The sequence below is a fragment of the Pseudomonas sp. ES4 genome, from assembly GCF_050586665.1.
GTDB classification, from domain to species: Bacteria; Pseudomonadota; Gammaproteobacteria; order Pseudomonadales; family Pseudomonadaceae; genus Aquipseudomonas; species Aquipseudomonas frederiksbergensis.
Genome location: NZ_JBOBDO010000028.1, coordinates 25824 through 41014, shown reverse-complemented (window position 1 = coordinate 41014; position 15191 = coordinate 25824). Strand labels below are relative to the sequence as shown.

Genomic DNA, 15191 nt, shown 5'->3' with positions numbered 1-15191 from the left:
CCCCTTGGCGACGATTCTTGAGCCTGGCGAGATCGAAGCGGCGGCGAGCTCGCCGCCGTTTCTGCACCTGCCACCGAACAATTTGTTCACTTTGCGCGCCTTGCGCCTGGAGCGTCTGGTCGACGGCCATCCGCTGGCCGATTACCTGCGGCTGGTGACCGGCCTGTGCCACGTGCAGCAGGGGCTGCTGGACGAGCCGCCCGTCACCGCCATGCCCGATCCCGAACGTAGGCGCGTGTGCCAGCAACACGGCTTGCCGCCGTTCGCTGCCGACAGCCTGGTGCGCGAAGACCATTGGCTGCCTTACCTCGAAGCCCTGTTGCAGCGTTACCAGCCACCGCCGCAACCTGCCGTGGAAAAAGCCGTGGCGATGTTGCGCAGCGCCAACGTCGGGCAGCGCAAGGCCTGGGCGATTGCGCTGGTCAGCGGCCAGTTCACCTTGCTGCCCGCCGCCGTGGTGCCGTTTCTCGGCGCGGCGTTGCAAGTAGCCTGGAGTCATTGGTTGCTGAGCACGCCGGACCTTGCGTTGAAACCCGGTGACAGCCTCAGTCAGTGCCCGGCCTGCGGTTCGCCAGCCATGGCCGGGGTGATTCGCCACCGCGGCAAGTACAACGGCTTGCGGTATCTGGTGTGCTCGCTGTGTGCCTGCGAATGGCATGTGGTGCGGGTCAAATGCGTGTATTGCGAACAAAGCAAAGGCCTTGAATACGTCAGCCTCGATGACGACCGCCACGCTGCCAATCAGGCACCCATTCGCGCGGAGGTCTGCCCCGGCTGCCGCAGCTACCTGAAACTGCTTTACCTGGAAAACGACGCCGAGGCCGAAGCGCTCTCCACGGACCTGACCAGCCTGTTGCTGGACATGCGCCTGGAGCAGGAAGGCTACCAGCGTCCGGCGCCTAATCTGTTGCTGGCGCCGGGAGGTGACTGAGCTATCCCTTTAAGCTATCCCTCCGAGCCCAGCAGCTACACTCAGGCGCGACGGTCAACGTTTGCGGGAGCGCCTGATGTCTTCCAGATCCGCCAGCTCAACCCTGCGGCTGCCTTCTATCGACAGCTTGCTGCGTCATCGCGCCTGTCAGCCATTGGCCGAGCGTTACGGGCGTGACGCCCTGCTGGCCAGCCTGCGGCAATTGTTCGATGACTTGCGTGAGCCGGTGCTTTCAGGGCAACTCGACGCCATTGAAATCGCGCCTGAAGCGTTGGCGGGCAGGGCGGGTGAACGCTTGGCCTTTCAGCATCGCAGCAATGTGCGCCGGGTGTTCAACCTCACCGGCACGGTGCTGCACACCAATCTGGGGCGAGCGTTGTTGCCGGAGGAAGCCATCGAAGCGGTGCAAAGGGCGGCCCGCTATCCGCTTAACCTGGAATTCGATCTGAACAGCGGCCAGCGCGGCGACCGTGATGACCTGATCGAAGGCTTGATCCGCGAGCTGACCGGCGCCGAGGCGGTGACGGTGGTCAACAACAACGCCGCTGCGGTGTTGCTGGCGCTCAACAGTCTGGGCGCGCGCAAGGAAGGCATCATTTCCCGGGGCGAATTGATCGAAATCGGTGGCGCCTTCCGCATTCCCGACATCATGGCCAGGGCGGGGATCAGGCTCCACGAAGTCGGCACCACCAATCGCACTCATGCCCGGGATTACGAGGCGGCCATTGGCCCACGTAGCGGTTTGCTGATGCGCGTCCATGCGAGCAACTACAACATCGAAGGCTTCACCGCGCGGGTGCCGACCGCCGAGTTGGCGCTACTCGCGCATCAACACGGTTTGCCATTGCTTGAAGACCTCGGCAGCGGCAGCCTGCTGGACCTGACGCGCTGGGGCTTGCCCGCCGAACCCACGGTGCGCCAGGCGCTGAGCGATGGCGCTGACATCGTCACCTTCAGCGGCGACAAACTGCTGGGTGGCCCCCAGGCCGGGTTGATTGTCGGCCGCAAAGACTTGATTGCGAAGATCAAGAAGAACCCACTCAAACGCGCCTTGCGGGTCGACAAACTGACCCTCGCTGCCCTCGAAGCGGTGTTGGGCTTGTACCGCGACCCTGATCGTCTGGCTGAGCGGCTGCCGAGTTTGCGCCTGTTGACCCGACCGCAGGCGGACATCCTCGCCCAGGCTGAGCGTCTGCAACCTTCGCTGGCCAAAGCCTTGGGCGACGGCTGGAGCGTCCGCGCAGTCCCGGCGCTGGGGATGATCGGCAGCGGCAGCCAACCGGTGGCGCGATTGCCCAGTGCCGCGTTATGCCTGCGACCGCACGTCTCCAAACGTCTTCGTGGACGGCAGCTGCATGGCCTGGAAGCTGTCCTGCGTGCGTTGCCGATTCCAGTGCTCGGGCGCATTGATGACGATGCGTTGTGGCTGGATTTGCGGCAACTGGACGATGAGCCAGCGTGGCTGGCGCAACTCGATCAGATTGCAGGCACCCTAGCGTGATCGTCGGCACCGCAGGGCACATCGACCACGGCAAGACGGCCTTGCTCCAGGCACTGACCGGCCTGCTCGGCGACCGGCGTCGGGAAGAGCGTGAACGCGGCATGACCATCGACCTCGGCTACCTCTACGCAGCGCTGGAACCCCATGCGCCCCTGACCGGTTTTATCGACGTGCCCGGTCATGAGCGCTTCACCCACAACATGCTGGCGGGGGCCCAGGGCATTGATCTGGTGTTGCTGGTGGTCGCGGCCGACGATGGCGTCATGCCGCAGACCCGCGAACACCTGGCCATCGTTGAACTGCTGGGCATCCCTCGGGCGCTGGTGGCGATCAGCAAATGCGACCGGGTCGAACCGTCCAGAGTGCAAGCCGTTCGCGATCAGGTCCAGACATTGCTGGCACCGGGGCCTTATGCCGACGCGCCGCAGATTGCGCTGTCGAGTGTGACCGGGGAGGGCATCGAGACGCTGCGACAGGCCCTGCTCGCGGCGCAACGTGAAGTGCTTCAACGCAGCACCCTTGGCGGTTTTCACCTGGCGATCGATCGTGCCTTCAGCGTCGCCGGCGTCGGTATCGTGGTGACCGGCACTGCGTTGTCTGGCGTGGTGGCCGTGGGCGATACGCTGATGCTCGGCCCGCTGGGCAAACCCGTTCGCGTGCGCGGGCTGCATGCGCAGAATCGGGCGGCCGAGATCGCAATGGCCGGACAGCGCGTCGCGTTGAACCTGAGTGGCGAACGCTTGGCCCTGGAGCAGATCCATCGCGGTCAATGGCTGTCGGCCGAGTGGCTGTACGCGCCGACCCAGCGAGTGGATATCGAGCTGCAATTGTTGGCCAGCGAACCCAAAGCCTTCGAGCATTTTCAGCCTGTGCATGTTCACGTGGGAACTCAGGATGTCACCAGCCGGGTGGCATTGCTGGAAGGCACCCGTCTCATGCCGGGTGAACGGATGTTCGCGCAGCTGCTGTTGAACGCGCCGGTACAGGTCGTGAAGGGCGATCCATTGATCCTGCGGGACCAGAGCGCCCAACGCACCCTTGGCGGCGCGCGGGTGCTCGACCCGTTTGCACCGACCCGACAACGCCGCAGCCCCGAACGGTTGGCGCAGTTACACGCCCTCGCCACAGGCAATGCGTTGGAGGAGATCCTGCCGGCGTTATTGGCCAACAGCGACACCGGGTTCGACCCGCGGCGTCTGGAGCGTCAGTTCAACCGCCCCCGCAACACCTGGGTTTTGCCCGATGACGTGCGCCTGATCGACACCCGCCAAGGCCCGTTGCTGTTCAGTGCGGCCCGCTGGGACGCGCTGAAAGCGCCGTTGCTGGACCACCTCGCCCGTTTTCATCAACTGGAACCGGATCAAATGGGCCCGGACCGGGATCGCCTGCGGCGGTTCAGCGGCACAGCGCTGGAGCGTCCGACGTTCATCAGCCTGCTCGACGAATTACTCGCCAGCGGTGCCCTTGCCGCCAGCGGACCCTGGTTGCATTTGCCTGACCATCAAGTGCGTTTGAGCGAAGCCGACGAAGCCCTGTGGCAGCACTTGCAACCGTTGTTCGAACAGGCTGGTTTTGATCCGCCATGGGTGCGCGATCTTGGCCATGAGGAGGCGGCCGTGCGCTTGCTGTTGTGCAAGATGGCCAGGTTGGGATTGCTGCATCAAGTCGTCCGCGACCTGTTCTACACCGACACGATGATCCGCCGTTTGGCGGCTATGCTTGTGCAACTGGCCGCGCAAAACCCGGTGATTCAGGTCACGGCGTTTCGTGATGCCGTGGGCCTGGGTCGCAAGCGTAGCATCCAGATTCTCGAATACTTCGACCGGATCGGCCTGACGCGACGGTTTGGCGACAAGCGCCATCTGCGCCTCGACAATGCCCTGGCCCAACGCACCGATCACTGATTTCAAGGAAGGCAATCGCGCCCGGTGGCGCGGCCGGGCTTCAAACCCGGTTGGGGACGGCATCCGTTCCCGGGCAGGTTCGACTCCGGCTGCCTTCCGCCATTTTCCCCATCAGAGATGCCCGAAGCTCAGCGGGTACTGGATGACCACATAAACCCTATCGATATCATCCCCCGCCTGGGCTGTGTTGGCTCGATGCGAAACATGGGACAGCTGCACGGACAGTCCTTTGGCCGCGCCGGACTGCACGATGTAACGCAGGTCTATGTCGCGTTCCCAATGCCGTCCGCCATCGCCTTGTTGAGGCACGTATTCATCGACTGAGTCATCGAAAAGGTTGTAGGCGCCGCCCTTGGGCGCATGGGTGCCGTCGATTTGGCTGCCCATGACGTAACGCGTCATGAAGTTCAGGCCGGGAATCCCGAAAGCGCTCAAATCGAGGTCGTAGCGTGCTTGCCATGAGCGTTCATGGGCGCCGTTGAAGTCGGCGTATTTGATCGAGTTGGCCAGGTAGATCGAGTCTCCACCGACAAAATCGAACGGCGTGTCGCCATTGATTTTTTGATAGGCCAGGGTGAAGGCATGCGCATCGACGGTGTACTTGCCCGACAGGCTGAACGCGGTGTTGTCGATGGCACCAGCCAGCGCTTTGCCGGCGTCCTGCGTGTGGTAGAGATTGGCGTCGAGGAATACCCCAGGCTGCTTCAGGTGCAGGTTGGCGTAGTACTGATGCCAGGTGTCGCTGAGTTCTGAGGCATAGAGCGCGCCGCCGACTGGACGTTGGGTGAACAGGTCGGTGCCGAGAAACGTAATGCCTCCGGCCTCGGTGTTGGCGCCGTAGCCGTAGAAGTTGCCCTTGCCCGAAGAACTGTCCTGGTTCTTGAACGCGGTGAAATGACCGGCAACCAGATTGACGCCTTCAATTTCGTGGCTGTTTAGCAGTAATCCTGTGGCGTACTCCGGTTGCAGACGCTTGTCCGCGGTGTCGAATACCGGGGTTTCCACCATCATTTCACCGAACGCCAAGGTCGTTCGGGAGGCTCTGATTTTCAGCGCGCCGCCACCACTGGAATAGTTGTCTTCGCTACGACCGTCATCATCCACGGGCAACAATCCCGTCCCGGAATGTCCTTTGCCGCCATCCAGCTTCAGCCCCACAAAGGCATGGGCGTCGAGACCAAACCCAAGCGTGCCAGGTGTGAAACCGGATTCAAAAGCGCTGATAAATCCTTGAGCCCACTCTTTTTTGGAGCGTTTGTCTCCAGGTGAGGGGGATTGGTCTTCACTGTTGAGGTAGAAATTTCGGCTGAGCACCTCAAGCGTCGCTCTGTCCATAAACCCTTGTGCAAATTCATCAGCCATGGCTGTCCCGGCGGTACCGGCGAAGAGCACCGATAACCAGATGGGGAACCTGACGCAAAGGTCTCGCTTACCAAACTTCATCGGTCAATCACCGGCAGCAGTGACTGCGGAATGTCCGCAGTCACTCGCTTTTTATAGGAAAACCGCTTAATGGCCTTCCGAAGCACCGAACATGGTTTTGGCGTAGATCAGGCCAAGACCGTAGGAACCTCCGTTCGCAATCGAGGTTTTCACCGTTTCGTCATAGGTTTCAGTACGTGCCCAGTCGCGCTGGAGTTCAAGCAGGTATTGCAGCGAGGTCATTGGGCGGGCACCGATCTGGATCATGCGCTGCATCGCCATTTCATGGGCTTCGGTGCTGACGTCGCCACAGGCATCGGCAATCACGTAAACCTCGAAACCCTGGTCGATGGCCGACAGTGCCGGGCCCACGATGCACACAGAGGTCCACAGACCGGCGAGGACGATTTTCTGTTTGCCGAACGCGTTGACTTCGACGGCAATGCGCTCGTCTTCCCAGGTGTTCATGCTGGTACGGTCGATGACATTGTGTTCCGGAAACACTGACTTGATTTCGTCGAAGATCGGCCCGGAAAAGCTCTTCTCGGCGACGGTGGTCAGGATGGTCGAGACCTTGAAGCCCCGCGCGGCCTTGGCCACAAGTGCAGCGTTGTTGCGCAGGGTGACGGCGTCAATTGACTTGGTCGCAAAGGACATCTGCGACTGGTGATCGATCATGATCAGGGTGTGGTCGGACGGGGTCAGCAGGGTTTTGCCGGGAGCAGCTTTTGCGATGGCCATGACAATGTCCTTACGGTGTGAGTGAGGAGGACATGGTTGCCGGGATTGCCGTGAGGATATTGAATGTATGTGCTGTTTTTACGGGGATGGTGAAGAAAGAGCCCCCGCACGATAGTGGTTATCGCGCGGGCTTATCGATCACTGCATCACATAACGCCCCGGCGCCGACTCGATTGCCGGGTATTGCGCGTTGCCGGTGTGCAGCACCGAGGGCTGGCGTTCGCCGGACTGTTCAGCCAGCCAGACGAACCAATCATTCCACCAGCTACCGGAATGTTGCTGGGCGTTCTTGAACCAGGTTTCCGGGTTCTTGGTGACCCGGTTGTTGGTCCAGTAGTGGCGTTTTTCCTTGGCCGGCGGGTTGATCACCCCGGCGATATGCCCTGATGCGCCCAGCACAAAACGCTTGGTCCCGGAAAGCAACTCGGTGCTGGCGTAAGCGCTTCGCCACGGCACGATGTGATCGTCATGGGTGGCGAGGATGTACGCCGGAGCATCGATGGCACGCAGGTCCAGCTTGACCCCGCAACAGTCCAGCTCACCGGATTTCAGGTCGTTCTGCAGATAGGTGTGGCGCAGATACCAGCAATACATCGGCCCCGGCAGGTTGGTGCTGTCGTTGTTCCAGAACAGCAGGTCGAGGGGGATCGGTTTCTGGCCCTTGAGGTATTTGTCGACGTTGTAGTTCCACCACAAGTCGTTGGGCCGCAGCAGCGAGAAGGTATTGCCCATGTCCTCGCCCTTGAACAGGCCGATGGGCCCATCCTGGCCGCCGATGGTGCGCTCGCGGTAGGCCACCAATTGTTCGTCGACAAAAATGTCGATAGGGCCGGTATCGAGGTAGTCAAGGAAGGTGGTCAACAGGCTCACGCTGCCAATCTCGCGGTCGCCGCGCGCCGCCAGGACCGCCAGCGCCGAACTCAACAAGGTGCCGCCAATGCAGAAGCCGACACAATTGGGCCGTTGCTCGCCGCTAATCTCGCGGGTCACTTGCAGGCCTTTGATGATGCCGGTTTCGATCAGGTCATCCCAAGTGGTGGCGGCGTGCTCCTGGTCGAAGTTGCGCCACGACATCAGAAACACCGGATGCCCTTGTTTCAACAGATGAGCAACCATCGAGTTGTCCGGGCGCAAGTCGAGAATGTAGTACTTGTTGATGGACGGCGGCACGACAAACACCGGGCGCCGGTATTGGGTTTCGCTTTGCGGGTAATACTGAATCAGCTGGAACAGTTCGTTCTCGAACACCACTTCGCCAGGGGTGTTGGCGAGATCGACACCGACTTTGAATGCACCAGCGTCGCACTGGCGCATCTTGCCTTCTTGCAGGTCGCTGGCCAGGTGCAACAGGCCGGTGAGGAGGCTACTGCCCTGGGTATCGACGACACGTTGCAACGCATCGGGATTACTCGCCAGGAAATTGCTCGGCGCGCCGGCGGCGATGGCTTGTTCCACCAGATAGAGCAGGCGCTGGCGCGGTTTTTTGTCCGGGATCGCCAACTTGTCCAGCAGCTTGAGCAGGAACCCGGCGTTGAGCAGATAAAACGCGGCGAGCGAGCCAAACAGGGGCTGGCTCCAGTTGCCGCTGGCAAAACGCCGATCCTCGAAGCTGAATGGCTGACCGGTCAGCAGTTGCTGGCCGAGTGCGCCCCATTGCTGTTGGTAGTCCGATTGAAGGCTGTCCAGGGTGCTGCGCGGCAGGTCAAACCACGCGTTGTAGTCCTGGCCGGTAAACCACGGATTGGTGCTGACCCAGAGACGTAGCTGTTGCACTGCAAAGGAGGCAATGAACGGAACCTGGCCTGACCAGAAGGTGTTGAAAGTATGCGAGTTATTGTCCATGGAACTCCTTGCCCACATCAGTAAACCGGGCTGAAAAAAACCGCGGCGCCGGACTTCGGCGCCGCGTTAGCAGTCAAGCAAGCAGTCCTGTGTTTCTTCTAGCGCTCGATGGCCAGGCTGACGCCCTGGCCGCCACCGATGCACAACGTAGCCAAGCCTTTTTTGCCGTCGCGACGAATCAGCTCGTGCAACAGCGACACCAGGATTCGCGCACCCGATGCGCCGATCGGATGACCCAGGGCAATCGCGCCGCCGTTGACGTTGACTTTGCTGGTGTCCCAACCCAGCTCCTTGCCGACGGCCAGTGATTGCGCGGCGAACGCTTCATTGGCTTCGATCAGGTCGAGGTCGTCCAGGCTCCAGCCGGCTTTGGTCAATGCCAAGCGGGTGGCCGGGACCGGGCCGATCCCCATGATCGAGGGGTCCACGCCAGCGCTCGCGTAAGCCTTGATCCGCGCCAGTACCGGCAAGCCGAGGGCCAGGGCCTTGGCGGCGCTGGCCAGCAATAGCACGGCGGCGCCGTCGTTGAGAGTCGACGAGTTACCGGCGGTCACGCTGCCGGTTTTCTGGAACGCGGGTTTGAGGTTGCCCAGCGCTTGCAGGGTGCTGCCCGGACGCGGCTGTTCATCAGTATCGAAGACCAGCGGCTCACCCTTGCGCTGAGGGATCAGGATCGGGGTGATTTCACGCTTGAAGTAGCCTGCTTCGATGGCCGCAGCGGCTTTCTGTTGCGAGGCCGCGGCGAAAGCGTCCTGGTCTTCGCGACTCAGTTCGTATTTTTGTGCCAGGTTCTCGGCGGTGATGCCCATGTGGTAGTCGTTGAAGGCGTCCCACAAACCGTCCTGAATCACGCTGTCTTGCAGTTGCGCATGACCCAGGCGCAAACCGGTACGGGCCTTGGGCAGAACATAAGGCGCCAGGCTCATGTTTTCCTGACCGCCGGCAATGATGAGTTCGGCGTCGCCGCAACGGATGGCCTGGACCGCCAGCTGGACCGCCTTGAGGCCCGAGCCGCAGACCTTGTTCAGGGTCAGGGCAGGGGTGGTATGAGGCAGGCCGGCCTTGATCGCCGTCTGGCGTGCCGGGTTTTGCCCCGAGCCTGCGGTGAGTACCTGGCCGAGGATCACTTCATCGATCTGCGAGCCGTCCAGACCGGTCTCTTCCAGCAAACGGCGAATGACCGCCGCGCCCAGCTCGGTGGCTGGAATCGCGGACAAGGCACCTTGAAAACTGCCAATGGCGGTACGAGTAGCGGCTACGATTACGACTTCGTTCATGCGTGACCTCATTAAGATGTTGTCGAGCGAAAGCAGGGCGTCCATGCCCTGACAGGTCTATTGCATGTTCATGCCGCCGTTGACCGAGAAGTCGGCCCCGGTGCTGTAGGCCGATTCATCGGAAGCCAGCCAGGCCACGATGGAGGCGATTTCTTCTGGTTGGCCGAGACGCCCGACCGGTGTGGCCGCGATCATGGTGTCGAGAATGTCCTGGCGAATGGCCGCGGTCATGCTGGTCTGGATGTAGCCTGGGGAAACGGTATTGACGGTCACGCCCTTGCCGGATACTTCCCGCGCCAGGGCCATGGTGAAACCATGGATGCCGGCCTTGGCCGCGCTGTAGTTGGTCTGGCCGAACTGGCCGCGCTGACCGTTGATCGAGGAGATGTTGATGACCCGTCCCCAACCCTTGGTCAACATCCCTTCAATCACCTGTTTGGTGGTGTTGAACAGGCCGCTGAGGTTGGTGCCGATGACCGCGTTCCAGTCTTCGGGCGTCAGCTTGCGAAAGGACGCATCACGCGTGATCCCGGCGTTGTTGACCAATACATCGATCGGACCGAATTGCTCACGTGCCATTTCGAACGCTTTGCGCGTTGATTCCCAATCGGTGATGTCGCCATAGATGCATTCGAATTGATAACCCGCCTCCTGTTGGCTCGCCATCCATTCTTTCTTGCGGGGGGAATCGGAGCTGCAGCCCACGATGACCTTGAATCCTTCCTTGTACAGGCGCTGGCTAATCGCAGTGCCAATCCCACCCATACCACCCGTGACCAACGCAATACGACCAAGCGACTTCATATGCACTCTTCCTTTTTGTATTTTGCGCTGCAAGATGGGGGATTGTTCGGTATTGGCGGGGTGTGCGGAAGTGTTGAGAGGTGACGGTCTGGTGTCCAACGGTGCCATGCCCGAAGCGCAACGGAACTTTCTGTCGTCGTCTCGTCGCTCATCGGCCACTGCTACAAGGCGACGACCGGCCTGAAATACTGGCTAAAAGTGAGGAGTACCTATACTGGGATCAATATTGGCAACGAAACAACCCGTTAGAGTTTTGATTCATCGCAGATCAGTTATGGCTCCGGACAGGATGTTCGGTTCCACAGGTCATTGAGGACGCCATGTATAGAATGAGTTCAGGCTATGCCAGCGTGTTGGTAAATACGCTCTTGGCTCAAGGACTGGATGTTGCCAGTCTGTGCCAGGAGGCTGAACTAGACATGAAGCTTGCGAACAAGCCAGGAGCGTTTTGCGAGCGAAGGGCAATCTATCGACTATGGGATCTGGCCGCTCGGGCCTCGGGTGATCCAGACATCGGCTTGAAGGCCTATGGAAGTTTCCATCCCGGCAGCTTTCAGATCGTCGGCTACACCATGATGTCCAGTCTGAATCTGAAAAAAGCCCTTGAACGACTGGTCCGTTTCAGTCCGTTGATTGGTACCGGCTTCAGCCTTTTCTTTACATCGGAACAGCAGAACTACCGGCTTTCCGGCTTCGATCATCAACAAAAAGGTTCGGTCAAACCTCGCCAATACACCGATGCAGCGCTGGCTTCATTGCTGGGCTTCTGTCGTAAGCTGGCGGGCGGCAACGCACCGCAACCCTTGAGCGTGGGATTCACCTATCCCGAACCTGAAGACACCACCGAGCATCGTCGGCTGTTTGGCTGCGACCTGCATTTCGACGCGCCTTTCGACAGCATTTTGTTTGATGGTCAGGAACTGATGCGTCCGTTGAGCATGGCCAATGAAACATTGGCGGTGCTGCATGACAGTTTTGCCGAGGCTCAACTGGACCTGCTGTTTGGTTTTTGCATTGTCAGCAGGATTCGCGCATTGATTACCGAGCGCTTGAGCCAGGGCCAGGGGCAGTGCGACATGGAGTCGATCGCGGCGGCATTGAACATCAGCAAGCGGACGCTGCAACGCGCGCTGGAAAAGGAAGGGACGCAATTCAAGGACGTGCAGAACGATGTTCGCCGGCAACTCGCCGATTTCTACCTGCGCCATTCTCACTTCAACATGAAGCATGTCGCGTATCTCCTTGGTTTTCATGATCACAGCAGTTTCAACAAAGCCTGTAGCCGCTGGTTTGGCATGACGCCCGGTCAGTATCGGGCCGATGAATCGTTTGAAATCAAGGAAGCCGCGTCGGTCTGACGCGGTCTTCCTCGGTGCTCAACGTTATTTCACCGGAGGTTTTTTCACGCCTTTCTTGCCCTTGGCAGGTTGGCGCGCTGGACTGGCAACCTTGGCGATGGGGTCTGGGGTCACTGCGGGTATTTTCCGCTTGATTGGCTCGGGGATGACGACCGGGGTTTTCTGTTTGATTGGCTTGGGGATTTCCAGCGGGGTGATCTGCTTGATTGGCTCCGGGGTTGCCACTGGGGCTTTCTGCTTGATCGGCTCAGGGGTAACCACCGGCACTTTCTCTACGCTGGCATCGGCTTCACCGGGTGGTTGAGTCAGGCTGAAACCAGGCATTGGCACCTCGAGCAGCGTGTGCAGTTCACGCCAGAAGAGGTTGTCTGCGCCTTTGGTCAGCAGTTCCGGCAGCAAGTTGGCGACGGCCGCGAGTACTTGCTGGCGTTCTTCGACCTCGGCAAGCATCAAGGGCAGGCTGTGCAGGCTTTCTTGCGGATGGGTGGCGACCAGCAGTTTTTGCAGGCGCAGGGTTTCGCGCAAATCAAGCGGCTCGGCACTGTAGTCCTGAAGCAACACTTGCAGTTGCAGGATCAATTTTTCGACACTTTCCTTGCCCGGCTCGTCGCTGTCGCGGCCCAGCAGGAACAGGATCCGTATCAAGGCTTCCATCAGGCCGCCGAGGGGCAGGGCATCCTGCAAACGCTCGATCAACACCTTGTCGTGCTGCTCGGCATGTTCCTGAAGATTTCGCCCGGGAGCATTGCCAGTGAGGCTGTTGAGTACGCCATACACGCCGTAGAAACACATTTCCTGAGCCGCATCACGCAGGTCGCGATAACCGTTCAAGGCATCCTGCACCTGATTGGAAAACAGTTCCTGCCAGACCAGCAACGGGTTGTTCTGGCTGGCGGGGTGACGATCCTTGCTCACTTGGGCGGCGCTGCCTGCCAGCCACCAGAGCGCCGGGTTCAAACTGCTCCAGGCCACTTGTTGCTGATGGAAAGGATGCGCCCGGCGCAGCATTTCGGCGCTTGGTTCGTTGATCAGCTGGCGCAACCACGGACGTATGCATTCGTCGTAAACGCTGTTGTTGATGGCGGACGCGCGCTGCACCAGGGCGAATTCGCGATCATCATCACGGGGCGGCTTCACTTCGCCATGGATGTCGGCGATACGCCGGCGCTCGAAACGCACGGCATATGGCGTCGCCGAGTGCTCCGGCAGGTCGTCGATCAGCATTTCATACAGCCCGGCTGACAGTGCGTTAATTGCGTCGACCGCACCAAGCAATTCACGGTGTTCACGCCGCGCCACGTCACCGGACACGAAGATGCCCAGGTGACCGATGCTCGCGTGTCGCAGGTAAACGATGGTGCGTCCGGCATTTTGCAACGCGAGATCGCTGGGGTAGACGTCGGTGATCCAGTCCAGTGCCTGCTGCGGGGAGGTGATGTTGTCACCATACGAGCAGAACACCACCACCGGCACTTCGATCAGTTTGAGATCAAGCCCGCTGCTCTTGCGCCCGAGACCACCGGACAGCTGATTGCCGATGAACAGGTCGTCGACAATCATCTCGATCTCTTCGCCATTAAGCAGGGTCGGGCTGCCCCACCAGCGTTCGAAGTCCAGAAAGCGTGCGGCCTCGCTGTCGACTTCGCTGAACAGGTGGTAGTACTTGCCCCAAAAGGTGTTGGCCGGGTCCAGGTTTTCGAAATTGCTGACTAGCCAGGTGCCGTCGAAACGGTCATTGCCCAGATCGCTACCGAGCCGCGCCATCCAGCCACCGCCCAGCAAACCGCCGGTGTAGCGCATCGGATTGCGGCCATTGACGCCGGCCCAGTATGACAACGGCGCACCGTTGACGATGATCAGCCCCGGCAGCTCCGGCCGGGTGGCCGCGAGGCCCATTAACGCCCAGCCCGCCTGGCAATTACCAATGACGACTGGTTTGGCGCTGTCTGGATGCCGGGCGCTGACGACTTCGATGAACCGCGCTTGGGCGTCGGTGATATCAGCAAGGGTTTGCCCTGGGCGGGGCGAGTGACTGAAGGAGATGAAGTAGGTGGGGTGGCCGGCTCTCAGGCTTTCGCCGATCACCGAATCCTGTTTGAAACCGCCGATGCCCGAGCCGTGACCGCCGCGGGGATCGATGATGATCACCGGCTGTTTCTTGCTGTCGATCTGTTGTCCAGGACCGCCGAGGATTTGCAACAACGAATAGTTGACCGGGCGGGGCAGGTCTTCACCGGCGACCAGCGTTTCATGATTGAACTTGAGCAGCAGCGGATACCCGGCGCGTTCGTGGGCCAAGGTGTTATCGCCGCGCTGACGCAAGGTGTCCCAGAACAACACGCTGCGTTGGCCGAGGTCCGTGAAGTATTCCTGCCAGTCAGCAGGCGTTGGCTGTCGGAGTTGCCCAAGGCTTAAAGGCGCGAAGGTTTTTGCCTGGCGCTTCTGCACGGCGTCGAGGACGTTACGGGTATTGAGGCGTTGCAGATGATTCAGGTGTTCGAACAAGCCGGCGGGCTCGGAGAACTCTTCATCTTGCAGCGCAATATTTAATTCCTGACCCATCGTGATCTCCTGACGCTGTGCATGGGAACCGGCCCATCAGACCCCTTAAGTTAAAGAGGGCTGGCCTGGCCGTTCGATGATCAGGAGTTTACAGCGTATAAGGAGGGCATTAGCAAAGTTTATTTTGCACCGCACAAAAATACACGTTGCCAAATAGTTTTGTGCACTGCAATATCAAGGCTAACGCGATGACTGGCCGGATCGCTATCGCGTCCTCAGGCTCATCAGGGCCTTCCAGCACCAGGAGATTCAAGCATGTCTTTTTTCAATTCGGAAAAACTGCAAACCGCTCAGAAAGCCAACCTCGACCTTTTGCAGCAAATCAGCGGCAAAGTCTTCGCCAGCGTTGAACAGCTCAGCCAGTTGCAGTTCAAGGCACTGCGCGACTCCACAGAAGAGCACTTCGAAGGCGTTCGCAAGTTGCTGGCCGTGCGTGATCCACAAGGTTTCGCCGAGCTGCAGGCTTCTTTCACCCAGCCGAGTGCGCAGACCGAACGTCTGGCCGAGTTCAATCGCCAGGTTCAAGCACTGATCGTCGGTACTCAGTCGGACATCGCCAAATTGACCTCAAGCCAGGTCGAAGCGGGCACCCAACAGGTGCAAGAGTTCGTTGAAACCATCAGCAAGAATGCACCTGCCGGCTCCGAGCCTGTTGTGGCCGCGTTCAAGTCGAGCCTGGCGAACGCCGGTACTGTGTTCGAAAGCGCACAGAAAGCCGTAAAACAGGCTGCCGATGTGGCTCAGACCAGTTTCGACGCAGCGACTGCCACGGCCACCAAAGCTGCTTCAGAAGCAAGTGCCAAGGCTACCAGCGGTAACAAGTAAGTCACATTAGATAAGCAGCACCAA

At 60.0% G+C, this 15191-nt stretch carries 11 protein-coding genes and 1 tRNA gene; 6 read left to right on the top strand and 6 right to left on the bottom strand.

Annotated elements, in window-relative coordinates:
* The first annotated feature begins 4 nt into the window (after positions 1 to 4).
* The 4 genes from fdhE to ACQ4OB_RS24195 all read left to right on the top strand — a co-directional run bounded on the left by fdhE (position 5) and on the right by ACQ4OB_RS24195 (position 4438).
* Positions 5 to 931 (top strand): formate dehydrogenase accessory protein FdhE, encoded by a 927-nt coding sequence (fdhE, locus tag ACQ4OB_RS24210; RefSeq protein ID WP_430956589.1) that lies wholly within the window; start codon positions 5 to 7, stop codon positions 929 to 931.
* Positions 932 to 1007: 76 nt separating this feature from the next.
* Positions 1008 to 2432 (top strand): L-seryl-tRNA(Sec) selenium transferase, encoded by a 1425-nt coding sequence (selA, locus tag ACQ4OB_RS24205; protein WP_430956588.1) that lies wholly within the window; start codon positions 1008 to 1010, stop codon positions 2430 to 2432.
* Complete coding sequence (gene selB / locus ACQ4OB_RS24200; RefSeq protein ID WP_430956587.1) at positions 2429 to 4336, top strand: selenocysteine-specific translation elongation factor; 1908 nt, start codon at positions 2429 to 2431, stop codon at positions 4334 to 4336. Before selA ends, selB begins: the two co-directional genes overlap by 4 nt.
* Positions 4337 to 4342: 6 nt before the next feature.
* Positions 4343 to 4438, top strand: a tRNA-Sec gene (locus tag ACQ4OB_RS24195).
* A 9-nt stretch (positions 4439 to 4447) separates the two neighbouring features.
* Here the strand turns inward: ACQ4OB_RS24195 and ACQ4OB_RS24190 are convergent.
* From ACQ4OB_RS24190 to phbB, 5 genes are all read right to left on the bottom strand, one after another.
* Positions 4448 to 5779: an OprD family porin gene (locus ACQ4OB_RS24190; protein WP_074876587.1), complete on the bottom strand. Its 1332-nt coding sequence runs from the start codon at positions 5777 to 5779 to the stop codon at positions 4448 to 4450.
* Positions 5780 to 5845: 66 nt separating this feature from the next.
* Positions 5846 to 6499 (bottom strand): hydrolase, encoded by a 654-nt coding sequence (locus ACQ4OB_RS24185; protein WP_074876589.1) that lies wholly within the window; start codon positions 6497 to 6499, stop codon positions 5846 to 5848.
* A 138-nt stretch (positions 6500 to 6637) separates the two neighbouring features.
* A complete protein-coding gene (gene phaC, locus ACQ4OB_RS24180) occupies positions 6638 to 8341 on the bottom strand; it encodes a class I poly(R)-hydroxyalkanoic acid synthase (RefSeq protein WP_074876591.1) in 1704 nt (567 codons plus the stop codon).
* A gap of 98 nt (positions 8342 to 8439) precedes the next feature.
* On the bottom strand, positions 8440 to 9618 hold the full coding sequence (locus ACQ4OB_RS24175; protein ID WP_430956586.1) for an acetyl-CoA C-acetyltransferase: 1179 nt from the start codon (positions 9616 to 9618) through the stop codon (positions 8440 to 8442).
* Between the two features lie 57 nt (positions 9619 to 9675).
* Complete coding sequence (gene phbB / locus ACQ4OB_RS24170; RefSeq protein ID WP_074876595.1) at positions 9676 to 10422, bottom strand: acetoacetyl-CoA reductase; 747 nt, start codon at positions 10420 to 10422, stop codon at positions 9676 to 9678.
* A 320-nt stretch (positions 10423 to 10742) separates the two neighbouring features.
* On the opposite strand from phbB, the gene ACQ4OB_RS24165 reads away from it, so the two are divergent.
* The gene (locus ACQ4OB_RS24165) at positions 10743 to 11780 is read left to right on the top strand and encodes an AraC family transcriptional regulator (RefSeq protein WP_102614687.1); all 1038 of its coding nucleotides are present in this window, start codon (positions 10743 to 10745) and stop codon (positions 11778 to 11780) included.
* Between the two features lie 24 nt (positions 11781 to 11804).
* Here the strand turns inward: ACQ4OB_RS24165 and ACQ4OB_RS24160 are convergent, their stop codons facing one another.
* Entirely contained in the window at positions 11805 to 14342 is a 2538-nt protein-coding gene (locus tag ACQ4OB_RS24160) for a DUF3141 domain-containing protein (RefSeq protein WP_430956585.1), read from the bottom strand.
* Positions 14343 to 14597: 255 nt separating this feature from the next.
* Here ACQ4OB_RS24160 and phaP point away from each other — a divergent pair, with 255 nt between their 5' ends.
* Positions 14598 to 15167, top strand: coding sequence for a TIGR01841 family phasin (gene phaP, locus ACQ4OB_RS24155; protein WP_074876602.1), 570 nt, complete (start codon positions 14598 to 14600; stop codon positions 15165 to 15167).
* Positions 15168 to 15191 lie beyond the last annotated feature (24 nt).